Origin of the sequence: Enterobacter sp. EC_64 (genome assembly GCF_019584165.1) — a bacterium.
Taxonomy (GTDB): domain Bacteria; phylum Pseudomonadota; class Gammaproteobacteria; order Enterobacterales; family Enterobacteriaceae; genus Enterobacter; species Enterobacter roggenkampii.
The window spans coordinates 47959-72208 of record NZ_VDAS01000019.1 but is presented as its reverse complement, the minus strand read 5'-3'; the positions used below and the strand labels follow the sequence as shown (position 1 = coordinate 72208).

25 protein-coding genes are annotated in these 24250 nt (G+C 55.7%); 15 read left to right on the top strand and 10 right to left on the bottom strand.

What is annotated here, in order from left to right:
- Positions 1–58: 58 nt before the first annotated feature.
- Complete coding sequence (locus FHC52_RS15885) at positions 59–676, bottom strand: hypothetical protein (protein WP_032654224.1); 618 nt, start codon at positions 674–676, stop codon at positions 59–61.
- Between the two features lie 547 nt (positions 677–1223).
- Here FHC52_RS15885 and FHC52_RS15880 point away from each other — a divergent pair.
- From FHC52_RS15880 to fabY, 6 genes are all read left to right on the top strand, one after another.
- Positions 1224–1967: a winged helix-turn-helix domain-containing protein gene (locus FHC52_RS15880; RefSeq protein ID WP_126289400.1), complete on the top strand. Its 744-nt coding sequence runs from the start codon at positions 1224–1226 to the stop codon at positions 1965–1967.
- Positions 1931–2434: a hypothetical protein gene (locus FHC52_RS15875; protein ID WP_229045978.1), complete on the top strand. Its 504-nt coding sequence runs from the start codon at positions 1931–1933 to the stop codon at positions 2432–2434. Before FHC52_RS15880 ends, FHC52_RS15875 begins: the two co-directional genes overlap by 37 nt.
- A gap of 88 nt (positions 2435–2522) precedes the next feature.
- Positions 2523–3122: a glucose-1-phosphatase gene (gene yihX, locus FHC52_RS15870; RefSeq protein WP_008501839.1), complete on the top strand. Its 600-nt coding sequence runs from the start codon at positions 2523–2525 to the stop codon at positions 3120–3122.
- Entirely contained in the window at positions 3116–3997 is an 882-nt protein-coding gene (locus FHC52_RS15865) for a virulence factor BrkB family protein (RefSeq protein ID WP_021242790.1), read from the top strand. Before yihX ends, FHC52_RS15865 begins: the two co-directional genes overlap by 7 nt.
- Entirely contained in the window at positions 3994–4431 is a 438-nt protein-coding gene (gene dtd, locus FHC52_RS15860) for a D-aminoacyl-tRNA deacylase (protein WP_008501836.1), read from the top strand. Before FHC52_RS15865 ends, dtd begins: the two co-directional genes overlap by 4 nt.
- A 44-nt stretch (positions 4432–4475) precedes the next feature.
- Entirely contained in the window at positions 4476–5417 is a 942-nt protein-coding gene (gene fabY / locus FHC52_RS15855) for a fatty acid biosynthesis protein FabY (protein WP_023326334.1), read from the top strand.
- A gap of 8 nt (positions 5418–5425) precedes the next feature.
- Here fabY and FHC52_RS15850 read toward each other — a convergent pair whose 3' ends face one another.
- The 5 genes from FHC52_RS15850 to fdnG form a co-directional block, all read right to left on the bottom strand.
- A complete protein-coding gene (locus FHC52_RS15850; protein WP_126289402.1) occupies positions 5426–6346 on the bottom strand; it encodes an alpha/beta hydrolase in 921 nt (306 codons plus the stop codon).
- 219 nt (positions 6347–6565) lie between these two features.
- On the bottom strand, positions 6566–7495 hold the full coding sequence (gene fdhE, locus FHC52_RS15845; protein ID WP_008501833.1) for a formate dehydrogenase accessory protein FdhE: 930 nt from the start codon (positions 7493–7495) through the stop codon (positions 6566–6568).
- A complete protein-coding gene (fdoI, locus tag FHC52_RS15840; RefSeq protein ID WP_008501832.1) occupies positions 7492–8127 on the bottom strand; it encodes a formate dehydrogenase cytochrome b556 subunit in 636 nt (211 codons plus the stop codon). The genes fdhE and fdoI overlap by 4 nt, the downstream gene beginning before the upstream one ends.
- Positions 8124–9026: a formate dehydrogenase subunit beta gene (fdxH, locus tag FHC52_RS15835; protein WP_008501831.1), complete on the bottom strand. Its 903-nt coding sequence runs from the start codon at positions 9024–9026 to the stop codon at positions 8124–8126. Before fdxH ends, fdoI begins: the two co-directional genes overlap by 4 nt.
- A gap of 12 nt (positions 9027–9038) precedes the next feature.
- Positions 9039–12089 (bottom strand): formate dehydrogenase-N subunit alpha, encoded by a 3051-nt coding sequence (gene fdnG / locus FHC52_RS15830; protein WP_088728449.1) that lies wholly within the window; start codon positions 12087–12089, stop codon positions 9039–9041.
- Between the two features lie 371 nt (positions 12090–12460).
- Here fdnG and fdhD point away from each other — a divergent pair, with 371 nt between their 5' ends.
- Together fdhD and FHC52_RS15820 are read left to right on the top strand one after the other, a co-directional pair.
- Positions 12461–13297, top strand: coding sequence for a formate dehydrogenase accessory sulfurtransferase FdhD (gene fdhD, locus FHC52_RS15825; protein WP_023326326.1), 837 nt, complete (start codon positions 12461–12463; stop codon positions 13295–13297).
- 114 nt (positions 13298–13411) lie between these two features.
- Complete coding sequence (locus FHC52_RS15820; RefSeq protein WP_008501827.1) at positions 13412–13624, top strand: DUF1471 domain-containing protein; 213 nt, start codon at positions 13412–13414, stop codon at positions 13622–13624.
- Between the two features lie 40 nt (positions 13625–13664).
- Here the strand turns inward: FHC52_RS15820 and FHC52_RS15815 are convergent, their stop codons facing one another.
- Together FHC52_RS15815 and FHC52_RS15810 are read right to left on the bottom strand one after the other, a co-directional pair.
- On the bottom strand, positions 13665–13988 hold the full coding sequence (locus FHC52_RS15815; protein WP_008501826.1) for an AzlD domain-containing protein: 324 nt from the start codon (positions 13986–13988) through the stop codon (positions 13665–13667).
- A complete protein-coding gene (locus FHC52_RS15810; RefSeq protein ID WP_023293608.1) occupies positions 13988–14647 on the bottom strand; it encodes an AzlC family ABC transporter permease in 660 nt (219 codons plus the stop codon). The genes FHC52_RS15815 and FHC52_RS15810 overlap by 1 nt, the downstream gene beginning before the upstream one ends.
- Positions 14648–14749: 102 nt before the next feature.
- On the opposite strand from FHC52_RS15810, the gene FHC52_RS15805 reads away from it, so the two are divergent.
- The 6 genes from FHC52_RS15805 to yiiM all read left to right on the top strand — a co-directional run bounded on the left by FHC52_RS15805 (position 14750) and on the right by yiiM (position 21377).
- Positions 14750–15298, top strand: a complete 549-nt coding sequence (locus FHC52_RS15805) for a helix-turn-helix domain-containing protein (protein WP_021242797.1) — start codon at positions 14750–14752, stop codon at positions 15296–15298.
- Between the two features lie 17 nt (positions 15299–15315).
- Positions 15316–16311 carry a LacI family DNA-binding transcriptional regulator gene (locus FHC52_RS15800; protein ID WP_023345118.1) on the top strand — a complete coding sequence of 332 codons (996 nt, stop codon included), beginning with the start codon at positions 15316–15318 and terminating at the stop codon, positions 16309–16311.
- A 103-nt stretch (positions 16312–16414) separates the two neighbouring features.
- The gene (locus tag FHC52_RS15795) at positions 16415–18538 is read left to right on the top strand and encodes an alpha-galactosidase (protein ID WP_126289403.1); all 2124 of its coding nucleotides are present in this window, start codon (positions 16415–16417) and stop codon (positions 18536–18538) included.
- 44 nt (positions 18539–18582) lie between these two features.
- A complete protein-coding gene (locus FHC52_RS15790; RefSeq protein WP_023326324.1) occupies positions 18583–19848 on the top strand; it encodes an MFS transporter in 1266 nt (421 codons plus the stop codon).
- Positions 19849–20010: 162 nt separating this feature from the next.
- The gene (gene sodA / locus FHC52_RS15785; RefSeq protein WP_003861999.1) at positions 20011–20631 is read left to right on the top strand and encodes a superoxide dismutase [Mn]; all 621 of its coding nucleotides are present in this window, start codon (positions 20011–20013) and stop codon (positions 20629–20631) included.
- Between the two features lie 71 nt (positions 20632–20702).
- Positions 20703–21377, top strand: a complete 675-nt coding sequence (yiiM, locus tag FHC52_RS15780; protein WP_008501820.1) for a 6-hydroxyaminopurine reductase — start codon at positions 20703–20705, stop codon at positions 21375–21377.
- Positions 21378–21430: 53 nt separating this feature from the next.
- Here the strand turns inward: yiiM and cpxA are convergent, their stop codons facing one another.
- Positions 21431–22804, bottom strand: a complete 1374-nt coding sequence (cpxA, locus tag FHC52_RS15775; protein WP_003862003.1) for an envelope stress sensor histidine kinase CpxA — start codon at positions 22802–22804, stop codon at positions 21431–21433.
- Positions 22801–23499 carry an envelope stress response regulator transcription factor CpxR gene (cpxR, locus tag FHC52_RS15770; RefSeq protein WP_006179159.1) on the bottom strand — a complete coding sequence of 233 codons (699 nt, stop codon included), beginning with the start codon at positions 23497–23499 and terminating at the stop codon, positions 22801–22803. The genes cpxA and cpxR overlap by 4 nt, the downstream gene beginning before the upstream one ends.
- A 150-nt stretch (positions 23500–23649) precedes the next feature.
- Between cpxR and cpxP the strand changes: the two genes are divergently transcribed.
- Positions 23650–24156, top strand: a complete 507-nt coding sequence (gene cpxP / locus FHC52_RS15765) for a cell-envelope stress modulator CpxP (RefSeq protein ID WP_021242802.1) — start codon at positions 23650–23652, stop codon at positions 24154–24156.
- Positions 24157–24250: the final 94 nt, after the last annotated feature.

Here is a 24250-nt window from a genome sequence, read left to right as displayed (position 1 = left end):
CTTTCAGGCGTAGAACATCCTCCACACCATTAAATGTGGGTAGGTAAACAGGTTGAAATTACAAAATAGAAACGAGAATTTTATGAATACTGGTGCCTAACTTCCTCTCAAGTCGTATTTTATGAACATAAATTTTTTTAACATCAATGCCGTCTGATTTTATAATCTCCTGGAGGCAAGCACCTGACAAAAATCTGTTCAGTAACGTAAATTCAACAGCGTTCAACATGCTGCCGCGACTGCTATTTAACCGTCTCCCGGAGAAAAGATGGCTGATTTTTTCCTTTAATATAATGTCGTTGTCATTCGAATAAATAATTCCCTTTATTTCACTGCGCTGCATGAAAAAATAATTGGCCAATGCTTCCAGCTTGCGGTCTGTGATAATCACGATGTTCATGTTAGTTCTCACCAGACGTTCAATCCATTGCGGATCGGCAAGTACGCGCAGGTTGCAAAACGAAAAGTCTACAAATATAAAGCCGCGTAATAAGTGATTCTTGTTTCCTTGCAATATTTTATTTTCTACTGCAATCTGCAGGAAATGGTTACCACCAGGCCAAACTGCGAATGAGGCATTTCCACAATATTGTGAACGTACTGCGTTATCTGGAAATAACTGACAGGACAATTCACAGCTCATACAGCGGACAACCTTATGCGACGATGTCATCATTCAGTCCACTCCTGTCTTATTTTCACTGTCAATATTTCACTGCCATCCAAATGTGTCAATCTTGAAACATATCCCGTGCCCCTCTCTTGTTTATGATAAATAGTGGTGAAGAATATAAATTCCTGGTGATGTCTATTTTGTCAGGCCGTAGCCATAGCGAAAGGACATACTTTGGCCATCGTATTCCAGGACTATTCTTCAGCCCCTTAAGATTATTCGACAAAAAAAATCCCGCAGGACGATTTACGAAATAGCACTAATAGCTAAAGATTCGTTTCTTAAATCGGCTGTAACGACAGTCTTTTCGCGACTTGGGGCTCAATATAATGAGTGGGCCGGGCGAAGTGTAATGAAATCTCATTATGTCGTTTTAGATGAGAGAAACCTAAGAAAACTGTCTTTTAACTGATTGAAAAACAATGTGTTATTCTTAATCTTAGTTGGGGTGGTATCGCGTCCTGATCCTTCTGACCTATACTGTTGTTAAATATACGTATATCTTTCTGGTGTATATAGTTAAGGGTTGTTATTGCTGAGGAAAGGAAAATTGTATCTTATTAACAAATTGGTCGAGTATGATCCAGAAAACAAAAACCTGGTAAATCATATTACCGGGCGCTCGATACAATTGCAGCTTCCTGCCAACCTCTGTTTTCTTTATCTCATCACCCATCCCGGAGAAATAATTTCGCAAAACCAGTTAATGGTGGTGGGATGGGGGGAGCGCAATGACGTCACTACGCCGAATACCTTTTACCAGGCTATTTTGACATTACGCAATGCCCTCGCTGAGGTGGGCTTACCGCGCGATACGGTAAAAACGATTTCGCGTCGCGGGCTTATGCTTTCCGAGGCTACCGAGGTTGAGTTATTTGTTCCAACCGCTGAGCCAGTCATAGCCAATAAAGACGTGCTCGTTGCCAAGGGCGCCGCCAGGCAGAGGCCAGCCTGGCTGATAATAACGACCGCAACGCTTTTGTTGATCGCGCTTATCAACGGGGGGATATTATATAAAAAGCACCAGAACATGCCGTTTAGTCACTACATTCCCCTTTCAACAGGCAGCATGCCCCATGCCTGCCAACTTTTTTATGCACCTAACGAACATATTCAGGATCATTACGTGCGCCTGCTAAACAATAATCCCGGTCTGTGTGCCGAAAAACGATACGTTTTTCTCGTCGGCTATAGTAAAACGGAGCGAATCGCGGCGTTTGTCTGTAATAACGATGCGCGAAGGGACGCGACGGCGTTATGTACCACCCATTATTTTTGGGCGCACGAGAAATGATGACTCACCGGAACCGTATCATTTTGCTGGCGGCATTTCTGGCGGCCGCTGTCAGCAGTGGCTGGTTAGCTTATTCGCATTTATCGAGTACGCCGATACGCTGTACGGGAGATGTGGAATGGACGATTGGTAAAAACCGATTTGTGGGTACGGTTTCCTGGCGGATGCAGCATCGGGAGGGGGCTACGGTTATTAACGGTAAATTATTTGGTCAGACGGTTACTGAAGTTAATCGTACCATCTATTTTCACTACAGTGACCATGAGAACGCGCGCGTGTTAAATAACAATCGTATTGTTAAAACCTTTGCCGATAATGCGGATGAGGCTGATATCAACGCAACGCTACCGGGTTTTTACCGCACGCCGGGTAGAGAGCTGAGCCTGATGATCGATGAGTATCGGGGGGCCTGGATTTTTGCCGCGTCAAACGTCCCTTCGCTTTACTGTCGTAAAAACGCGCCGTAAAAATCGATCGCACACCTTAGACCGCATCCATAGTCAAATCTCATTATTCCCGCTACAGTTACCTCTCCACGGCGAGCAGGAGATAAACATGCTTTATATCTTTGATTTAGGAAACGTCATCGTCGATATCGATTTTAATCGCGTGTTGGGTGCATGGAGCGATTTTAGCCGCGTGCCGCTGGCGACCTTAAAGCAGAATTTCGCGATGGGCGAGACCTTCCACCAGCATGAGCGCGGTGAAATCAGCGATGAAGCATTCGCTGAACGTTTCTGCCAGGAGATGGGGCTTTCGTTAAGCTATGAACAGTTTTCCCACGGCTGGCAGGCGGTATTTGTGGCGGTTCGCCCTGAGGTGATCGACATCATGCACAAACTGCGCGAGCAGGGGCATCGGGTCGTTGTGCTATCAAATACCAACCGTCTGCACACCACGTTCTGGCCTGAGGAGTACCCTGAAGTTAAGGCGGCGGCGGATAAGATCTACCTCTCGCAGGAGATGGGGATGCGTAAGCCTGAAGCGCGAATTTATCAGGCTGTTCTGCAGGCAGAGGGATTCACCGCGGCCGATGCGGTCTTTTTCGACGACAACGCCGATAATATAGAGGGAGCTAACCAGTTGGGTATTACGTCAATTCTGGTGACCGGAAAAGAGACGATACCAGACTACTTTGCGAAGCAGCTATGCTAAAAACCGTTCATCAAAAAGCCACGCACCATACTCGCCCGCTGCGGGCCTGGCTGAAACTGCTCTGGCATCGGATTGATGAGGACAATATGACCACGCTGGCGGGTAACCTCGCCTACGTGTCGTTGCTCTCATTAGTGCCTCTGGTGGCAGTCATCTTTGCCCTGTTTTCCGCCTTTCCGATGTTTGCGGATGTCAGCCTGCAGCTTCGTCATTTTGTCTTCGCGAATTTCATTCCGGCAACCGGGGATGTCATCCAGAACTACATTGAGCAGTTTGTTGCTAACTCCAGCAAGATGACGGCAGTGGGGGCATGCGGTCTTATTGTCACCGCGCTGCTGTTGATGTACGCCATCGATAACGCGCTGAACACGATCTGGCGGAGTAAAAAAGCGCGGCCAAAGGTCTATTCCTTTGCCGTGTACTGGATGATCCTCACGCTGGGGCCGCTACTGGCCGGGGCGAGCCTCGCGATCAGTTCGTATCTGCTCTCCCTGCGCTGGGCGAGCGATTTAAACGGCGTGATTGATAATGTGCTTCGCATCTTTCCGTTGATCCTGTCGTGGCTCTCGTTCTGGCTGCTCTATAGCGTGGTGCCGACCACGCGCGTGCCTAACCGCGATGCGGTCGTGGGGGCGCTGGTGGCGGCGTTGCTCTTTGAGCTCGGTAAGAAAGGGTTTGCCCTTTACATCACCATGTTTCCGTCCTATCAGCTGATTTACGGCGTGCTGGCGGTGATCCCCATTTTGTTTGTCTGGGTCTACTGGACCTGGTGTATCGTCTTGCTTGGTGCTGAAATAACTGTCACTCTCGGTGTATACCGCGAACTTAAAAAAGCAGCAGAAGCTGAAAAACAACAAGAAGCAGACCAACCATGATTGCATTGATACAGCGCGTAACCCGTGCCAGCGTCACCGTGGAGGGAGAGGTGACGGGTGAAATTGGCCCAGGACTTTTGGTGTTGTTAGGTGTCGAAAAGGATGATGACGAACAAAAAGCCAACCGCTTGTGTGAGCGCGTGCTGGGCTACCGTATTTTCAGCGATGCGGAAGGCAAGATGAACCTGAACGTCCAGCAGGCGGGCGGCAGCGTGCTGGTGGTTTCCCAGTTTACGCTGGCAGCGGATACCGAGCGCGGCATGCGCCCGAGTTTCTCGAAAGGCGCCGCGCCGGATCGTGCAGAAGCGCTTTACGAGTACTTTGTTGAGCGTTGTCGCCAGCAGGAAATGAATACGCAAACCGGACGATTCGCTGCAGATATGCAGGTATCGCTGGTGAACGATGGCCCCGTCACATTCTGGCTCCAGGTATGAGCATACTTACGGCGTGGCCGCGGGTAACAAGAGAGAGTACAGCTATGTATCACCTTCGAGTACCGCAAACGGAAGAAGAGTTAGAAGCCTATTACCAGTTCCGCTGGGAAATGCTACGCAAGCCATTACATCAGCCAAAAGGCTCTGAGCGCGACGCCTGGGACGCGATGGCCCACCATCAGATGGTGATGGACGAAGAGGGCAACCTTGTGGCCGTCGGGCGTTTGTATATCAACGCCGATAACGAAGCGTCTATTCGCTTTATGGCGGTTCATCCCTCCGTGCAGGACAAAGGTCTGGGGACGCTAATGGCGATGACCCTGGAATCCGTCGCTCGCCAGGAAGGCGTTAAGCGCGTCACCTGTAGCGCCCGCGAAGATGCCGTAGAATTCTTCGCTAAACTCGGTTTTGTGAATCAGGGTGAAATCACAACCCCGCAAACCACCCCGATTCGTCATTTTTTGATGATCAAACCCATCGCCACGCTGGACGATATTCTGCATCGCGCTGACTGGTGCGGACAGCTGCAGCAGGCCTGGTATCAGCACATTCCGCTCAGCGAAAAAATGGGCGTACGCATTCAGCAGTACACCGGACAAAAATTTATTACCACCATGCCGGAAACCGGCAACCAGAATCCGCACCACACCCTGTTTGCCGGAAGTCTTTTCTCACTGGCCACGCTCACCGGCTGGGGGCTTATCTGGCTGATGCTGCGCGAGCGCCATCTGGGCGGCACCATCATTCTGGCCGATGCCCACATTCGCTATAGCGCGCCGATAAGCGGCAAGCCGACCGCCGTGGCCGATCTGGGATCACTGGGTGGCGATCTTGACCGTCTGGCACGCGGTCGCAAGGCGCGCGTACAAATGCAGGTCGAACTGTTTGGCGATAAAACGCCGGGCGCGGTGTTTGAAGGCACCTACATTGTTCTTCCGGCGAAGCCTTTTGGCGCGTATGAAGAGGGCGGGAACGAGGAGGAGTAATCTCCTGTTTACGCTCCCCGGGCGTGCTGAATCCGCCCGGCGATATCCCGCATAACATCTCGCGCTGATTGGCTAATTCCACCAAGCTGGAAGAAGCCATGTATTACTCCCAGCCATCGCTGAGCGGTACACGTCACTCCTTGCTCCGTGAGGCGTTGAAACAGCGCCTCACCTTCATCGCATAACGGATCGTACTCAGCGGTAACGATATGGACAGCTGGCAGGCCGCTGAAGTCTTCTCGCCACAGCGGGCTAACCTCAGGATGCTTACGGTCGGCTCCAGCCAGATATATTTCATAGCCGCTCAGCAGGGTATCGCGAGTAATTACGTAATCTATGCCGTTGAGGGTATAGCTTTCAAAACTGGCCGTGGCGTCGAGCATGGGGTAGATAAGAATAAGCTGTACAGGCTGCCAGAGCCCTTTAGCCTTAAGCCGCAGCGCCGTTACCAGCGCCAGATGTCCCCCCGCGCTGTCTCCACAAAGTGTAATCCGGTTTTTATCCACGCCCAGTTTGTCCGCATATTGCCAGACCAGATCTGCACCTCTTTCCGCATCGTCATGTGCGGCGGGGAAGGTATGCTCCGGCGCCAACCTGTATTGAATCGCAACCACCCGGCAATTGCCGTAGCAGGCTAACTGACGGAGCTGGTTGTCATGGGTATCAAAGCCGCCGCTGATAAAGCATCCGCCGTGGTAGAAGATGGCAGCAGGCAATAGTTCAGGCGCATTGAGAGGTGAAAATACCCGAATGGTAAGACCCTCAAGAACAAGCGTCTCCACCTGAACGCGCGTTTCGGTCTCCCCGGCAAGCCCTGTGCTGGCAATATAGCCTGCTCGTCGCACCTCAATGCTCTGGCGACGTGACGAGGGCCGCCCTGCAGCGATAAATCCCTGAACCAGCTGTGCAATACCCTGTTCCAGCGCCATGAATAATCCCTTTTACTGTATGGATGAACAGTTTTATAGCCTGGTTTGATTCAAAAGAAAACAAGAATAGTATTGAGGGTAACAACCTGGAAAGCGGCTCGCAAAGGCGGTAACGCGTCTCTCAACGAGAATGGAGAGTATCTGGCATGAAAGGCGGCGGGTATTGCTGTCGAATTACAGGCCGGGCAAGCACGCGCCGCCCGGCACTGTCACAGGGAATTACTCCCCTTCACCCGGGAACAGGAACGGGTTGATCGAGCTGCGGGCAAAGCCCTCCTGCTCCATCTTCGCGTCCAGAATCAGCGAGGCGAGATCGTCGGCCACCGCTTCGACTTTCGGGTCCTTTTCCTGATAGAGAATCTTCAGGTAGGTGCCGCAGTCGCCGCAGCTTTCGGCTTTCACTGCCGCGTCTTCATTCTCCAGCGACCAGTAGTTCAGATCGCGGGTCTGCTCGCAGTTGCTGCACTTAATGCGCACCACGTGCCACTCGGTTTCACACAGGTTGCAGTGCAGGTAGCGCAGCCCCTGAGTGGTACCGATTTGCACCATGCTCGATACCGGCATAGAGCCGCAGACCGGGCAGAACTGGCGCGCCTCGCCGTATTCGGCGCGAGCTTTGCCCGGGATCAGGCTTGCCATTTGTGCCCAGTAGAGCGACAGCGCAGCCCAGATAAACGGCGCCTTATCGCTGCTGACCAGCGAGAAGTCGGACGCGAACAGCGCGCTCGCCATCTCTTCAAGCTCTTGTTCGGACGCTTTTTCCAGATTCTCAATGACCGCCAGCGCGGTTCCGCTCATTTCCGGCTTCAGCTCGGCAATCAGCGAATGCAGCAGCTTTTGCCAGTGCTTGTCGCGCGGCAGGACGTGAATGTCCAGCGGGGGCTTACCCTGCGCGTTGGCTTCTTTGATCCGCGCGGTCAGGTCCATTTGCAGCGGGTGGTCGTACAGCACCACTTCCTGCGCGTGGGCGACCAGCGCGGCAAAGCGCAGAAAATCACCCAGCGGGTTGTTCTCTGCCAGCTCGCGCAGACGCTCTGCGCGGCGGTTGTAGAGGTTCTTGAGTCTGGGGAATAACAACGGCGGAATATAATCCGCCGTGCGTTTCTCGCTCGACCCCAGCTCATCTTGCGGGATTATGCGAATACTCATTCAGATGACTTTTCCTGTTTCTGGCGGACTTCACGGTACCAACGCGGGTGATGTTTCTTCGCCCACGTGCTGGTGACCCATCCCTCCACCATCGCGGTAATGGTGCCTTTCACCCAGAGGGCGGCGTAGATATGCACCATGATAACCACAATTAACGCCACTGCGGCAAATGAATGCAGCATCAGCGCGAATCGGATCACCGGGATTGAGAAAGCAGGCGCAAAGTACGGACGCCAGATGATCACGCCGCTGACCAGCAACAGGACCAGGAAGATAATCGCCGCCCAGAATACGCATTTCTGGCCGAAGTTATAACGCCCGGTGTCACCCACTTCCTCGTTGACGACGATCTTACGAATATTCTTCGCCCAAAAGATATCATCCCGATTGATTAGGTTATGGTGCCAGTAGCGGAAAAACATGATGATGAACGACGCGAACATGATGACGCCCACAAACGGGTGCAGGATGCGCGCCAGCTGTGGTGTCCCCATGATCTGCATCAGCCAGTTGAAGGACGGGAAGAAGAACCCCAGCCCGCTTATCGCCGCCAGCATGAAGCAGAAGGCGGTGACCCAGTGGTTGATGCGTTCCGGTGCGGTGTAGCGCACGATGGTGTCACGTTTTCTCATTTGCGCACCTCGTCTTTCTCTTCATGCAGGTTGTCGTCTTCCTCTTCCGCGCGGTTCGGACCGACGCCGACGTAGTGGAAGATGCTCGCTGCAAAGGTGGCAGCAAAGCCCACCGCTGCCAGCGGTTTCCAGATGCCTTTCCAGAACTTCACGGTGGCGCTGATTTCCGGGTTCTCCGGCAGGCCGTGATACAGGTTCGGCTTGTCGGCGTGGTGCAGCACGTACATCACGTGCGTACCGCCAACCCCGGCCGGATCGTACAGGCCCGCATTGTCGTAACCACGGGTTTTCAGCTCGCCCACGCGCTCTGCCGCCAGCGTTTTCATATCCTCTTTAGAACCAAAGTGGATGGCGCCGGTTGGGCAGGTCTTCACGCAGGCAGGCTCCTGGCCGACGGTAACGCGGTCCACGCACAGGGTGCATTTGTAGACGCGGTTGTCTTCCGGGTTCAGGCGCGGTACGTCGAACGGACAGCCCGCGATGCAGTAGCCGCAGCCAATGCACTGCTCGGACTGGAAGTCGACGATGCCGTTGGCATACTGAATGATAGCCCCTTCTGACGGACATGCCTTCAGGCAGCCCGGATCCGCGCAGTGCATACAGCCGTCTTTGCGGATAAGCCATTCCAGCTTGTCGTTCTGCTCCACTTCCGAGAAACGCATCACCGTCCAGGACTTGGCGGTCAGGTCCGCCGGGTTGTCGTACACCCCGACGTTGTGACCCACTTCGTCACGCAGATCGTTCCACTCAGAGCAGGCCACCTGACAGGCTTTACAGCCGATACAGGTGGTCACGTCGATAAGCTTCGCCACTTCCTGCTGGTGGTCCCGCGCCTGAGGCGCGGGCGTGAAACCGTTAGTCGCGGAACGACGGATAATGTCTTGAGATTGATAAGCCATAAGTCGTCTCCGTTACACCTTTTCCACGTTCACGAGGAAGGCCTTAAACTCCGGCGTCTGCGTGTTCGCATCACCGACGAATGGCGTCAGGGTGTTCGCAATGAACCCTTTCTTCGCCACGCCCTCATAGCCCCAGTGAATTGGGATGCCGATGGTATCCACCTGCTGACCGTGAACGTTCAGCGTGCGAATACGCTTGGTCACCACCGCCTTGGCTTTGATATAGCCACGGTTAGAGGAGACCTTCACGGTATCGCCATGGGCAATGCCGAGTTTGTTCGCCAGCTTCTCGCCGATCTCCACAAACTGTTCCGGCTGAGCGATGGCGTTAAGCAGCGCGTGTTTGGTCCAGTAGTGGAAGTGCTCGGTCAGACGGTAAGTGGTGCCCACGTACGGGAACTTGTCCTTTTTACCCAGCGCTTCAAAATCGCTCTTGAAGATACGGGCTGCCGGGTTAGAAACCACGTTCGGGTGCAGCGGGTTGGTGCCCAGCGGCGTCTCAAACGGCTCATAGTGTTCCGGGAACGGACCTTCCGCCATCTTATCGATAGCGAACAGACGCCCCATCCCTTCAGGCTGCATGATAAACGGCCCGACGTCGCTGCCTGGTGCGGCAGTGCTGTAGTCCGGAATATCCACGCCGCCCCATTTCGCACCGTCCCACTTCAGCAGCTGACGCTTCGGATCCCACGGGTTGCCCTGCGGGTCAGCGGACGCGCGGTTATAGAGGATACGGCGGTTGAGCGGCCATGCCCATGCCCAGCCCAGCGTATTGCCCAGACCCGACGGGTCGGCGTTATCGCGGTTGGCCATCTGGTTGCCTTTCGGCGTCCAGCTACCGGCAAAGATCCAGCAGCCGCTGGAGGTGGTGCCGTCGTCACGCAGGTGCGCGAAGGTACTGAGCTGATCGCCTTTCTTCGCCAGCACGGTGCCGGTGGCCGGGTCGATAACGTCCGCCAGCGCCTTACCGTTGCTCTCCATCGCCACTTCTTCCGGCGCTGGGTTTTCCGGCGTCGAGTAGTTCCAGGTCATGTTCAGCACAGGCTCAGGGTTCGCGCCGCCTTCAGCCGCATACATCTTACGCAGGCGTAAGAAGATACCGGCCAGGATCTCGCCGTCGTTCATGGCGATGCCCGGGGCGTCCGCGCCTTTCCAGTGCCACTGCAGCCAGCGCCCGGAGTTGACGATAGAGCCGTTCTCTTCCGCAAAGCAGGTCGATGGCAGACGGAACACTTCGGTCTGAATCTTCGACGGATCGACGTCGTTCGATTCACCGTGGTTCTGCCAGAAGGTCGAGGTTTCGGTATTGAGCGGGTCAATCGTCACCAGGAACTTCAGCTTCGACAGAGACTCAACAACCTTGTTCTTGTTCGGGAACGAGGCAACCGGGTTAAAGCCCTGGCACAGATAGCCGTTCACTTTGCCCTGATGCATCATCTCGAAATATTGCAGAACGTCGTAGCCTTTGTCCCACTTCGGCAGCCAGTCAAAGCCCCAGCTGTTTTCCGCCGTCGCTTTGTCGCCGAAGAAGGCTTTCATCATTGAGACGAAGAACTTCGGATAGTTGCCCCAGTAGTTCACTTGGCCTTCGAGCAGCGGTTTAGGCGTGCTGGCCGTCAGGTAGGTCTGCAGGTCGGTCTGTTTCTCGCTTGGCAGGTTCATGTAGCCCGGCAGGCTCTGAGACAGCAGGCCGAGGTCGGTCAGACCCTGAATGTTAGAGTGACCACGCAGGGCGTTCACGCCGCCGCCTGCCATCCCCATGTTGCCGAGCAGCAGCTGAACCATCGCCATGGTGCGGATGTTCTGCGCGCCGATGGAGTGCTGCGTCCAGCCGAGGGCATACAGGAACGACGCGGTTTTGTCTTTCGCGCTGGTTTCGGCGATCAGCTCGCACACCTTCAGGAAGTCCGCCTTCGGCGTACCGCAGATGTTTTCGACAACCTCCGGCGTGTAGCGGGAGACGTGCTCTTTCAGCAGGTTCCACACGCAGCGCGGGTGTTGCAACGTGGTGTCACGCTTCGCAAAACCTTTCTCATCCAGCTCGTAGTTCCAGCTGGTTTTGTCGTACTTGCGTTTTTCGGCGTCGTAACCGCTAAACAGACCATCTTCGAAGTGGTAATCCTCACGCACGATCAGGCTGGCGTTGGTATAGGCTTCGGTGTATTCGCGGTTGTATTTTTCGTTGGTCATCAGGTACAGCAGTACGCCTGACAGGAAAGTGATGTCAGTACCTGAACGAATAGGGGTGTAGAAATCCGCCACTGACGCAGTACGCGTGAAGCGGGGATCGATCACAATCAGTTTCGCACCGTTGTGGATTTTGGCTTCCATCGCCCAGCGGAACCCGACAGGGTGCGCTTCAGCGGCGTTACCGCCCATCACCACAATGAGGTTGGCGTTCTTGATGTCGACCCAGTGGTTGGTCATCGCACCGCGACCAAATGTTGGAGCAAGACTTGCTACCGTTGGTCCGTGTCAGACACGCGCCTGGTTGTCGACCGCGAGCATACCGAGTGCGCGCGTAAATTTCTGGGTTAAATAACCGGTTTCGTTGCTGGAGGCAGAGGCACACAGCATCCCGGTGGAGAGCCAGCGGTTGACCGTGACGCCGTCGGCGTTTTTCTCAACAAAGTTGGCATCGCGGTCTTCTTTAATCAGTTTAGCGATGCGGTCAAACGCCTCTTCCCAGCTGATTTGCTGCCATTTGTCGGAACCCGGCGCGCGGTATTCAGGGAATTTCAGGCGGCTTTCGGAGTGGATAAAGTCCACCAGACCGGCCCCTTTCGGGCACAATGCGCCGCGGTTAACCGGGTGATCCGGGTCGCCTTCGATATGGAAAATAGACGCTTTGGCGTTTTTAGCACCGTCGCCGAGGCTATACATCAACAGCCCGCAACCGACAGAGCAGTACGTACAGGTATTACGGGTTTCACGGGTGCGCAGCAGTTTATACTGCCGCGTTTCCGCCAGCGCTACGCCGGGTGCAAAGCCCAGTGCCGCTGCCGTGGTGCCTGCCATACCGCCAGCGCAGATCTTAAAGAACTGCCTTCTGCTGACCTGCATGGGTCACTCCTTGTTTCGACATTGCTTACATATGTAGTTTTGACTTCGCGGTTGAAGAATGACCGCAAAGGAAAAAATTTGCGTTAATCCCTCAATTCCACGAGGGATATCATCAGAATACCACATTGTCGGTACAGCTGTTCTAATGGCGTTAATACAAAGTGAACGTATTATCACCATGTTGATTATAAAGTGTGATATTGATCACGTTAACAGCTCTGCATGTTAAAGCGGTGTAGCCGGTGGCAGGTTGCACCCCTGCTAAATGAGTAGGAGAATGGTTGTCGAAAAGTTGATCCATACTATGCGTACAGCCTGTGGTTTATGCTGCAATAGCACGCTCGCTTCCGTGGTTGTTCAGGAATACCGCTGTGTCTAAACAAAACCGTGATCCCCACTCGTCACCCCTGCCTGCCGGCATTGTGGAACTGTCGGTACACCGACCGCCCCATATAACCGATGCCATACCCGATTTTCTGGCCGAAGAAGTGCCCGTTGCGCTCGTTTACAACGGCATCTCGCATGTGGTGATGATGGCGTCTCCGAAAGATCTTGAGCTGTTCGCCATCGGTTTTTCTCTCTCGGAAGGCATCATCGAGCATCCGCAAGATATCTATGGCATGGACGTGGTGCAGGCCTGCAACGGCCTGGAAGTGCAAATCGAGCTCTCCAGCCGCCGCTTTATGGGGCTGAAAGAGCGTCGACGCGCGCTGGCCGGGCGTACCGGCTGCGGCGTGTGTGGCGTTGAGCAGCTCAACGATATTGGCAAACCTGTTTCACCACTGCCGTTTACTCAGACCTTTAATCTGGCGCACCTCGACCCTGCGCTTGAGCACCTCAACGATGTACAGCCTATCGGCCAGCTCAGCGGCTGCACGCACGCGGCGGCGTGGGTATTGCCGTCGGGAGAGATTGCCGGTGGGCATGAAGACGTGGGCCGCCACGTGGCGCTGGATAAGCTGCTCGGTCGTCGTGCGCGTGAAAGTGAGGTTTGGCAGCAGGGCGCCGCGCTCGTTTCCAGCCGCGCCAGCTATGAGATGGTGCAAAAATCGGCGATGTGCGGGGTGGAGATCCTGTTTGCCGTGTCGGCGGCAACGACGCTGGCGGTGGAGGTGGCCGAGCGCTGCAACCTGACGCTGGTGGGCTTTTGCAAGCCGGGAAGGGCAACCATTTATACCCATCCACAGCGATTAATAGTTAATCAGTAATTTTGAATGATAATAGCAAATCCTTCCGCTTTTAGTTGTTCGCGATGAGGTCTAGTATTTATCTCATCAAGGCACGGTGCCTTACCTAAACAACTTAATGAAAGGGTTTATATTATGAAAAGCATCAAAACTTTTGTCGCTGTAATCGCTCTGGCTACTTCTTTTGGTTCTTTCGCTGCGCAGACCGTAACCGCAACCGCCTCTACCATTGATGGTGCAGAAGCGAAAATCGCGGCTCAGGCTCAGGAAGCGGGCGCGTCTTCGTACAAAATTACCCAGGCATTCACCGGTAACCGCGTACACATGACTGCTGAACTGAACAAATAAGCGAGTCACACCGTCGAAAGAGCGCCCCCGGGGCGCTTTTTTAGTTTATGCCCGCCACGCGCAGCAATGCCGTCACCACTGCCGCGGCCACGATGACCACGATTAACGGCATTTTCCGCCAGGCCAAAAACACCGCAAACGCCACGCCCAGCACGCGCGCCATGCCCGCGAAGTGTTCTCCCTCATAAAAGGTGGTCGCCAGCGCCACGGAGAACAGCAATACCGTTGCCGCATCTGACAGCAGCGCCTGAGAACGCTCCGACAACGCCAGCCGGTTGCCGAGTTTGGCGCCGCCAAGGCGCATTAAATAGGTTCCGGCAGAAAGAATGGCGATGCCGAGAATAAAGACCGTCATGTTTTCCATTATTTTTTCCTCGCGGCAAGACCGAGTAAAGAGAGCAGTACCGGTAATCCCACCGGGGCAAACGGTACGGCGGCCAGCGATAACACGGCGCCGCTGCAGGCGCGGATCAGCGTGGTACGGTTTTTAAAAGCGGGAACCACTAATGCCAGCAGAATGGCCGGAAATACCGCATCCAGCCCGATGGTTTCTGGGTCCGGCAGCAGCTTGCCGACCATAGCCCCCAGCAGTGCGCCAAGCGGCCAGACGAGGGCGACGCCTAAGCCGCACAGCCAGTAGGCGGCTTTACGCTGCTCGGCGGTTTTTTGCGACAGGCCAAACACCACGCTTTCATCGTTCATGATGTGGCAGCCCAGCAGGCTCAGACCGCGCTTGCCCACCAGCTCACGCACCGTCACGCCAAACGGCACGTGCCGGGCGTTGACCAGCAAACCTGCCGCCGCGGCCGCCAGCGGATTGCCGCCGCTCGCCACGATGCCGATAAACATGAACTCAGACGCGCCCGCCAGCACGGTAATGGAGAGCACAAACGGCACCCAGACCGGGAAACCGTAGGCCATCGCCAGCGAGCCGTAGGACATCCCGACCACGCCCACCGCGAGGCAGACCAGGATGATTGCTTTTATGGTGTCGCCTTTCAGACAAGAGAGATGATGCTTCATACAATTTTAGCCATATCGAACGTGTATCCATTATAATGAACGCAACGAAACTGATTTTCAAGACGAACGATTCGTTCGCTTTATAGAACGCGAGGCCGTTATATGACGCAGCCGATCAGCCTGATCGCCAAAAGTCTGGTGCGAGAACGCCTGCGAACCGGGCTTTCACTGGCGGAAATTGCCCGCCGTGCCGGGATCGCAAAATCCACGCTTTCCCAGCTGGAGTCCGGCAACGGTAACCCTAGCCTGGAAACGCTGTGGTCGCTGTGCGTGGCGCTGGATATTCCTTTCGCCCGCTTGCTTGAGCCGCAGCTACCGACCACGCAGGTGATACGCCGTGGTGAAGGGACGAAAGTGGTCGCCGGAGAGGCTAATTATGAAGCCATTTTGCTGGCGGCATGCCCTCCCGGCGCGCGCCGCGATGTCTATCTTCTGATGACCCAACCGGGCGCAGACCGTCTTTCTCAGCCGCATCCACCGGGCTCGGTTGAACATATTATTGTGACGCAGGGGCGGGCGCTGGTCGGCCTGCTCGACGCGGCGGAAGAGCTTGGCGCAGGGGATTACATTTGTTATCCCGCCGACCAGCCGCACATCTTCAAGGCCCTGGAGCCAGACACTTACGCGCTGCTGGTGGCGGAACAAAACTAACGAAGATAGGGAAAATCATGTCGCTCAAAGCCATCGCTAAAGAACTGGGGCTCTCTGTTACTACCGTCAGCCGCGCCCTTAACGGATATGACGACGTTTCTGACGAGACGCGCGCACGCGTGGAAGCAGAGGCCCAGCGCCGTGGTTACCGACCGAACACCTTCGCCCGCCGCCTGAAGATGGGCAAAATTGACGCCGTTGGGCTGGTGTTCCCGGTCCATCCTGTTCCGCTCAATAACAGCGTATTTATGGACATGGTCGGCGAAATTAGCCACGAACTGGCGCGACATGAAATCGATTTGTTGCTGATTGCCGATGACGATCTGGCCGATAAACACAGCTATATGCGCATGGTGCAAAGCCGCCGCGTGGATGCGCTGATTGTCGCACACACGCTGGATCGCGATCCGCGACTTGAGCAGCTGCAGGCCGCCGGATTCCCCTTTCTGGCGCTTGGTCGCAGCCAGCTGCCGCAGCCGTACGCGTGGTTCGACTTCGACAACTATGCCGGTACGTACAATGCTACCCGCTGGCTGATCGGAAAAGGCCATCAGCGCATTGCCCTGCTGGGCGAAAGCAACAATCAGGCATTCATCACCCAGCGTCGTCAGGGCTATCTGGACGCGTTGCGGGAAGCCGGGCTTTCCAGCGAATGGCTGCGCGCCATGCCCCCTTCACGCCGGGTGGGGTATGCCACCACGAAAGAGCTTCTCTCGCTGTCGCAGCCGCCCACGGCCATCATTACCGACTGCAACACTCACGGCGACGGCGCGGCGATGGCGCTGGCGGAGCTGGGCCGCCTGACCGGCGAGAACGCCGTTGCGCTGGTGGTTTATGACGGGCTTCCGCAGGACAGCATCGTCGACGCTGACGTGGCGGCAGTGATCCAGTCCACCCGTCAGGGCGTCGGGAAACAGATTGCCGATATGGTTCGCCAGCTGATCAACGGCGAGGCGATTGAGCAGCTCCAGGTACTCTGGCAGCCCGAATTCTCTCCCGGCCAGACGGCCTGAATCTCTCCATTTTCTAAACCCGATCACAAATCCGAAACGTTTTGGTTTGTATCCGAAACGTTTCGGATCAAAACTCAAGGCATCCCATGACAGGAGATGTCTGATGCAAGATTCCATTTTACGACTCGAAAGCGCGACGGTGGATGTGGTGATAAAAACGCACCCGTTCGCCGAAATTATTTACTGGGGGCCGCATCTTCAGCACTTTTCGCCGCAGAATGCTGAAACCCTTTCCCGGCCAGTTGCCAACGGCAGGCTGGATGTGGATTCTCCGGTCACGCTGATGGCCGAGCTGGGGCACGGCCTGTTTGGGTCGCCCGGTATTGAAGGGCATCGTCTGGGCCGGGACGGTTCACCTCTCTTTAGCACCACAGACGTCCAGCAGCAGGGGCAAACCCTGACGATTACGGCAGAAGATGAACATGCGGGCCTGCGGCTGACCAGCGAGCTGGCGCTGGATGACAGCGGCGTGCTGGCGGTGCGCCACGGTTTAACCAACCTGAAAGCGCAGGCGTGGCAGGTGGACCGTTTTGCCATAACGCTACCCGTGGCCGAACGCGCGCGGGAGGTGATGGCCTTCCACGGACGCTGGATCCGGGAATTTCAGCCGCACCGCGTGACGCTTGAACACGACAGCTTTGTGATTGAAAACCGCCGGGGTAAAACCTCCCATGAACACTTCCCGGCGCTGATTTCGGGTACGCCGTCGTTCAGCGAAATGCACGGCGACGTCTGGGGCGTGCATCTGGGCTGGAGCGGCAACCACCGCCTGCGTGCGGAAGCCAAAACCGACGGCCGCCGCTATCTGCAGGCTGAAGCCCTCTACCTGCCGGGCGAAATGGCGATTGAGGAGGGCGACACGCTCTGGACGCCGCGCCTGTATGCAAGCTACTCCGCGCAGGGCCTGAACGGCATGAGCCAGCAGTTTCACCATTACCTTCGCGACAACGTTATCCGCTTCCCCGAAAACAAACCGCGCCCGGTCCACCTCAATACCTGGGAAGGCATCTACTTTAACCACGACCCGGACTACATCATGCGCATGGCCGACGAGGCGGCCGCGCTGGGCGTGGAGCGCTTTATCATCGACGACGGCTGGTTCAAAGGTCGCAACGACGACTACGCCGCGCTAGGTGACTGGTATCTGGACGAGAAGAAGTACCCGAACGGCCTCACGCCGGTCATCAGCCATGTGAAACAGCTCGGCATGGCGTTTGGCATCTGGGTTGAGCCGGAGATGATTAACCCGGATTCCGATCTTTATCGTGCGCATCCCGACTGGGTGCTGGCGTTGCCCGGCTACAGGCAACATACCGGGCGGCACCAGCTGGTGCTTAACCTGAACATTCCGCAGGCGTTTGATTACCTGGTGGAGCGCATGAGCTGGCTTCTGGGTGAACATGAGGTCGACTACGTGAAGTGGGACATGAACCGTGAGCTGGTACAGCCGGGGCACGACGGAAAGGCCGCCGCCGACGCGCAAACCCGCCAGTTTTATCGCCTGCTGGACGTGCTGGGCAAGCGTTTCCCGCACGTCGAATTTGAATCCTGTTCCTCCGGCGGGGGGCGAATTGATTATGAAGTGCTGACGCGCTGCCACCGCTTCTGGGCCTCGGACAACAACGATGCGCTGGAGCGCAACGCTATCCAGCGCGGCATGAGCTATTTCTTCCCGCCGGAGGTGATGGGGGCGCATATCGGTCATCATAAATGTCACGCCACCTTCCGCCAGCACAGCATTGAATTTCGCGGTCTGACGGCGCTGTTTGGCCATATGGGGCTGGAACTGGATCCCCTCACCGTTGATGAGCAGGAGCGCGAAGGTTATCGCCGTTACGCCGCGCTGTATAAGCAGTGGCGCGAGGTTATCCATCAGGGCACCCACTGGCGCGTGGATATGCCGGATGCCACTACGCTGGCACAGGGTATTGTGAGCGAAGATAAAAAGCAGGGACTGTTTATCGTGAGCCAGCTCGCCATGCCGGACTACACGTTGATGATGCCGCTGCGCATGCCGGGGCTTGAGGCCAGCGCGCAGTATCGTATTTCGCTGCTCGATCACCCTGATATTCACATCACCGGTGAAGGAGGCCATACCATGCGCAAGCTGCCGGCATGGATGGAGGCCCCGCAAACGGCGAGCGGTGAGTGGCTGATGCAGGCGGGCATTGCGCTGCCGATTCTCGATCCGGAAAGCGCCATCCTGATTGGCGTGGAACGCGTGTAAAGGTGACGGGCCGGGAAACTGGCCCTCCGTTGAGGATAAAAATAATGAACACAACAACCTGTACCCACAAAGACAACCCTAATTTCTGGATTTTCGGGCTGTTCTTCTTTCTCTACTTTTTCATCATGGCCACCTGCTTTCCGTTCCTGCCGATCTGGCTGTCGGATATCATCGGCCTCAATAAAACCCATACCGGCATCGTCTTCTCCTGCATCTCACTCTCGGCCATTGCCTTCCAGCCGGTGCTTGGGGTGATCTCGGATAAACTGGGGCTGAAAAAACACCTGCTGTGGATCATCTCCGTGCTGCTGTTCCTGTTTGCCCCTTTCTTCCTCTACGTCTTTGCGCCGTTACTGAAAGCTAACATCTGGCTGGGCGCGCTGAGCGGCGGCATTTATATCGGCTTTGTCTTTTCGGCGGGCTCAGGGGCCATTGAGGCCTACATTGAACGCGTGAGCCGTAACAGTTTCTTTGAGTACGGCAAGGCGCGCATGTTTGGCTGCCTCGGCTGGGGGCTGTGCGCCTCCACGGGCGGGATCCTGTTCGGCATCGATCCGTCGTATGTTTTCTGGATGGGTTCGGCGGCGGCGCTGCTGTTGATGCTGCTGCTGGTGGTCGCAAAGCCTAGACCCAACCAGACGGCGCAGGTGATGAATGCGCTGGGTGCCAACCAGCCGCAGATCACCGCGAAAACGGTCTTTAGCCTGTTCCGCCAGCGCAGAATGTGGATGTTTATTCTGTACGTGATTGGCGTGGCCTGCGTCTATGACGTCTTCGACCAGCAGTTTGCTACCTTCTTCAAAACGTTCTTCGCCACGCCGCAGGAGGGCACTCGCGCCTTTGGTTTTGCGACCACTGCCGGGGAAATCTGCAATGCGATCATCATGTTTTGTTCACCGTGGATCATTAACCGCATCGGCGCGAAAAACACGCTGCTCATCGCCGGGGTGATTATGGCGACGCGCATTATCGGCTCGTCGTTTGCCACCACCGCCGTAGAAGTGATTGCCCTGAAGATGCTGCACGCGCTGGAGGTGCCGTTCCTGCTGGTAGGGGCCTTCAAGTACATCACCGGGGTGTTTGATACGCGTCTTTCGGCGACTATCTATCTGATTGGCTTCCAGTTTGCCAAACAGTCGGCGGCAATCTTCCTCTCCGCGTTTGCCGGGAATATGTATGACCGGATCGGTTTTCAGGAGACATACCTGATGCTGGGCTGTTTCGTGCTGGCGATTACGGTGGTGTCGGCGTTTACGCTCAGCAGCAGGGAGGAGATAGCGGCGGGCAATAAGGCGCTAGAAGTCCATTAACACCCTGAACCCATTCACTATTCCGGCGTTGGTCAAAAAATGAATAACCCTATAAAAACTACGGCATTGATAATCATTTTCAATATCATTTAATTAACTATAATGAACCAACTGCTTACGCGGCATTAACAGCTGTGCCGCCCGACAATAATGGAGAGGATTATGAGTTATACACTGCCATCCCTGCCGTATGCCTACGACGCACTGGAACCGCATTTCGACAAGCAGACGATGGAAATCCATCACACTAAACACCACCAGACCTACGTGAACAACGCGAACGCCGCGCTGGAAAGCCTGCCTGAGTTCGCTAACCTGCCTGTTGAAGAGCTGATCACCAAGCTGGACCAGCTGCCAGCGGACAAGAAAACCGTGCTGCGCAACAACGCGGGCGGTCACGCTAACCACAGCCTGTTCTGGAAAGGCCTGAAAACCGGTACTACCCTGCAGGGCGACCTGAAAGCGGCTATCGAGCGCGACTTCGGTTCCGTTGATAACTTCAAAGCGGAGTTCGAGAAAGCCGCTGCAACCCGTTTCGGCTCTGGCTGGGCGTGGCTGGTACTGAAAGGTGACAAACTGGCCGTGGTTTCTACCGCGAACCAGGACTCCCCGCTGATGGGTGAAGCGATCTCTGGCGCATCCGGCTTCCCAATCCTGGGTCTGGACGTGTGGGAACACGCTTACTACCTGAAATTCCAGAACCGTCGTCCGGACTACATCAAAGCGTTCTGGGACGTGGTGAACTGGGACGAAGCAGCAGCGCGTTTCGCCGCTAAAAAATAAGGTTGCATTGACGCCTGTGAGAAGCGAGTCTGATGGCTCGCTTTTTTTGTATCTGCGTAATGGAGGCAGCGATGCATTATCCGGTGAATGTATTTACAGGCAAGGTAAGGGAGTACGACGGCAGCCGCCCGAGCGCCATCGCCAAAATTCAGGTCGACGGTGAGCTGACGTTAACCGACCTCGGGCTTGCGGGTGACGAGCAGGCCGAAAAGAAGATCCACGGCGGGCCGGAGCGCGCGCTGTGCCACTATCCGCGCGAGCACTATCAGCACTGGAAGGCGGAGTTCCCCGAGCAGGCGGATCTCTTCGTTGCTCCCGCGTTTGGTGAAAATCTCTCCACTGAAGGGCTCACCGAAAAGAACGTGTTTATTGGTGATATCTACCGCTGGGGCGATGCCCTGATTCAGGTGACGCAGCCGCGCTCGCCGTGCTTCAAGCTCAACTACCATTTCGGCATTCATGACATGTCGGCTCAGATGCAAAGCGCGGGTAAAACCGGCTGGCTGTACCGGGTGGTGCTGGCTGGGCAGGTTTCAGCGGATGCGCCGCTTGAGCTGGTATCACGCCTGAGTGAGGTGTCTGTTTACGACGCCTGCGCCATTGCGTGGCATATGCCGTTTGATGACGAGCAGTATCATCGCCTGCTGTCGGCGGCGGGGCTGTCGACCAGCTGGACAAGAACGATGCAGAAACGGCGTTTAAGCAGCAAGATCGAGGATAATTCGCGGAGGTTGTGGGGGAAATAGACCTCCGTAAAAAGTAGGCCGGGTAAGGCGAAGCCGCCACCCGGCACTAACAGCTACGAACGCTTATACAACGGTAGCCACAGCGTTAACCGCAGCCCACCCAGCGGGCTGTCGTCGGCTTTCACCCAGCCGCGGTGCTGCTGCATGGCGGTTTCCACAATCGCCAGCCCCAGTCCCGTACCGCCCGATTCCCGGTCGCGCGCCTCGTCGGTGCGGTAGAACGGACGGAAGATCTGCTCGCGGTCTTCCGGGCTGACGCCAGGACCGTCGTCGTCGACGATGACGGTGATCCCGTCTTTATCCACCGAGAACGCCACCTCAATCTTCGTGTGCGAGTAGCGCAGGGCGTTACGCACGATATTTTCCAGCGCGCTTTCCAGCGCGTTGGGGTTACCGTACAGCGGCCATGGACCCGGCGGGAAGTTAACGGTGAAGGATTTGCCCATCTGCTCCGCTTCGAACGCCGCGTTATCCAGCACTTCATGCCACAGATGATTGGCTTTCACCGTTTCGCTCACCAGCGCGTTTTTCTGCTGATTGCGCGACATGACCAGCAGATCGTTGATCATGCTGTCCAGACGATGCGCTTCGGTTTCGATGCGCTCCAGCTCTTTGCTTTCTCCGCTGCGGCGGCGCAGCAGGGCGGTGCCAAGCTGTAAGCGCGTGAGCGGGGTACGCAGCTCGTGCGAGATATCCGACAGCAGGCGCTGCTGGGCCGTCATCATGCGATCGAGCGCGCTCACCATCTGGTTAAAACTGGTCCCGGCGGCCAGGAACTCCTGCGGTCCGGACTCCAGTTCCGGGTGCTGCCTCAGGTTGCCCTGCGCCACTTCGTCGGCGGCGTTTTTCAGCTTACGTGCGGGTTTTGCCAGGCTCCACGCCAGCCATAACAGCAGCGGCGAGCTGACCAGCATCGTGACAATCAGCAGCAGGAGAGGGCGGTCAAACAGCAGGTTGATAAAATCGGACTGGGAGCTGCTCGCGGGGCGAATCAGGTAGAGCTGATAGTTATCCTCGCCATCTCTGACGGAGAACGGCCCCACCATCTCTACGCGGCCATATTTTTTCTTCTGGGGGTGATCGGCATTATCTGCCTGGCCAATGAAGTTGCGGATGATCTGCATTTCATTGCGATCGGCGCCAATCACGCGGCCTTCGCTGGTCACCAGCAGCAGGCGTTGTCCGGGCGGCGCCCACTTGTCGATAGCGCGAAATAGCCTGCGCCACCACATCAAATCGTTTGGCGGATCGTTTGCCAGCTCGGCTTCCACGTGCTGCTCGATCATCACGCCCTGACGTTGCTCGCTGTCGAGCAGCTCCGTCATCTGGCGTGAGTCGAGTTTTGGCAACATCAGTACGAGCATTAAAACCAGTGCCAGCGTCAACCAGAAGATGGCGAAGATGCGGGCGGTTAAGCTTCCTATCATGAAGCGGAAACCATCAGATAACCGCGACCACGCAGGGTTTTAAACCATGGGTGACCGTCTTTACGCTCCGGCAGCTTACGGCGCAGGTTAGAGATGTGCATGTCGATGGCGCGGTCAAACGGGGTAAGACGCTTGCCCAGCACTTCCTGACTTAAATGTTCACGCGATACCACCTGGCCGAGGTGCTGTGCCAGCAGATACAGCAGGGTGAACTCGGTGCCGGTGAGTTCGAGCGTCTGGCCATCAAAGCTCGCTTCCTGGCGGCCCGGGTTCAGGCTCAGGGAGTCCACTTCCAGCGTTGGCGAGCTGTTGTCGGTATTCTGCTGCTGCTCGCTCCAGTGGGAACGACGCAGGATCGCGCGAATACGGGCGACCAGTTCGCGGTCGTTAAACGGCTTCGGTAAATAGTCATCCGCGCCCAGCTCCAGGCCGAGTACACGGTCGAGTTCGCTGCCGCGCGCGGTCAGCATAATAACGGGAGTCTGGTGCGTCTGGCGAAGCTCTTTCAGCGTATCAATGCCGTTTTTCTTCGGCATCATCACGTCGAGCAAAAGTAAATCGATGCTGTCGTCAAGGAGACTCAGCGCCTGCTCGCCATCATGGGCAACCAGGACGTTGAAACCTTCCATGTCGAGCAACTCCTTTAAAAGGGATGTGAGCTCTCGGTCATCATCAACTAACAGGATTTTATTCATTGTTTAAATACCTCCGAGGCAGAAATTACGACATCAAGGCTGTCTAATCCATGACTTTACGTTGTTTTACACCCCCTGACGCATGTTTGCAGCCTGAATCGTAGACTGTCTCTCGTTGAATCGCGACACGAAAGATTTTGGGAGCAAGTGATGCGCAAAGTTACCGCTGCCGTCATGGCCTCAACGCTGGCGTTCAGTGCGTTTAGCCAGGCTGCTGTAGCTATCATCAGCGATAACGGTCCCTTACAAGAGGGCGCAACGCAGAACAGCAGCCAAAGCCATATGTTTGACGGCATAAGTTTAACCGAACATCAGCGTCAACAGATGCGAGATCTGATGCAGAGGGCGAGACACGACCAGCCCCCTGTTAATGTTAGCGAAATGGAGACAATGCATCGCCTTGTCACCGCAGAAAATTTTGACGAAAGCGCTGTGCGCGCTCAGGCCGAAAAAATGGCACAGGAACAGGTTGCTCGCCAGGTAGAGATGGCGAAGGTCCGCAACCAGATGTTCCACCTGCTAACGCCGGAGCAGCAAGCGGTTTTGAACACCAAACATCAGCAGCGTATGGATCAGCTGCGTGAGGTTGCACGGATGCAGCGAAGCTCAGAAACCTCGTTTTTCAGTAGCAATAGCAGTACCCGTAGTAACCAGTAAACCCTGTTTTCCTTGCCATAGACACCATCCCTGTCTTCCCCCACATGATGTGGGGGTTTTTTTTGCCCCACATTCTGTTTGTTAACCGTTTATT

Coding starts and splice junctions, on each gene's coding strand:
- FHC52_RS15810 (WP_023293608.1), bottom strand. CDS start 14,647: ATGAAGCATCATCTCTCTTGTCTGAAAGGCGACACCATAAAAGCAATC.
- FHC52_RS15885 (WP_032654224.1), bottom strand. CDS start 676: ATGATGACATCGTCGCATAAGGTTGTCCGCTGTATGAGCTGTGAATTG.
- yiiM (WP_008501820.1), top strand. CDS start 20,703: ATGCATTATCCGGTGAATGTATTTACAGGCAAGGTAAGGGAGTACGAC.
- FHC52_RS15805 (WP_021242797.1), top strand. CDS start 14,750: ATGACGCAGCCGATCAGCCTGATCGCCAAAAGTCTGGTGCGAGAACGC.
- FHC52_RS15800 (WP_023345118.1), top strand. CDS start 15,316: ATGTCGCTCAAAGCCATCGCTAAAGAACTGGGGCTCTCTGTTACTACC.
- dtd (WP_008501836.1), top strand. CDS start 3,994: ATGATTGCATTGATACAGCGCGTAACCCGTGCCAGCGTCACCGTGGAG.
- fdoI (WP_008501832.1), bottom strand. CDS start 8,127: ATGAGAAAACGTGACACCATCGTGCGCTACACCGCACCGGAACGCATC.
- FHC52_RS15795 (WP_126289403.1), top strand. CDS start 16,415: ATGCAAGATTCCATTTTACGACTCGAAAGCGCGACGGTGGATGTGGTG.
- fdxH (WP_008501831.1), bottom strand. CDS start 9,026: ATGGCTTATCAATCTCAAGACATTATCCGTCGTTCCGCGACTAACGGT.
- yihX (WP_008501839.1), top strand. CDS start 2,523: ATGCTTTATATCTTTGATTTAGGAAACGTCATCGTCGATATCGATTTT.
- FHC52_RS15865 (WP_021242790.1), top strand. CDS start 3,116: ATGCTAAAAACCGTTCATCAAAAAGCCACGCACCATACTCGCCCGCTG.
- fabY (WP_023326334.1), top strand. CDS start 4,476: ATGTATCACCTTCGAGTACCGCAAACGGAAGAAGAGTTAGAAGCCTAT.
- FHC52_RS15820 (WP_008501827.1), top strand. CDS start 13,412: ATGAAAAGCATCAAAACTTTTGTCGCTGTAATCGCTCTGGCTACTTCT.
- FHC52_RS15815 (WP_008501826.1), bottom strand. CDS start 13,988: ATGGAAAACATGACGGTCTTTATTCTCGGCATCGCCATTCTTTCTGCC.
- FHC52_RS15875 (WP_229045978.1), top strand. CDS start 1,931: ATGTACCACCCATTATTTTTGGGCGCACGAGAAATGATGACTCACCGG.
- FHC52_RS15790 (WP_023326324.1), top strand. CDS start 18,583: ATGAACACAACAACCTGTACCCACAAAGACAACCCTAATTTCTGGATT.
- cpxP (WP_021242802.1), top strand. CDS start 23,650: ATGCGCAAAGTTACCGCTGCCGTCATGGCCTCAACGCTGGCGTTCAGT.
- fdhE (WP_008501833.1), bottom strand. CDS start 7,495: ATGAGTATTCGCATAATCCCGCAAGATGAGCTGGGGTCGAGCGAGAAA.
- cpxR (WP_006179159.1), bottom strand. CDS start 23,499: ATGAATAAAATCCTGTTAGTTGATGATGACCGAGAGCTCACATCCCTT.
- FHC52_RS15850 (WP_126289402.1), bottom strand. CDS start 6,346: ATGGCGCTGGAACAGGGTATTGCACAGCTGGTTCAGGGATTTATCGCT.
- sodA (WP_003861999.1), top strand. CDS start 20,011: ATGAGTTATACACTGCCATCCCTGCCGTATGCCTACGACGCACTGGAA.
- cpxA (WP_003862003.1), bottom strand. CDS start 22,804: ATGATAGGAAGCTTAACCGCCCGCATCTTCGCCATCTTCTGGTTGACG.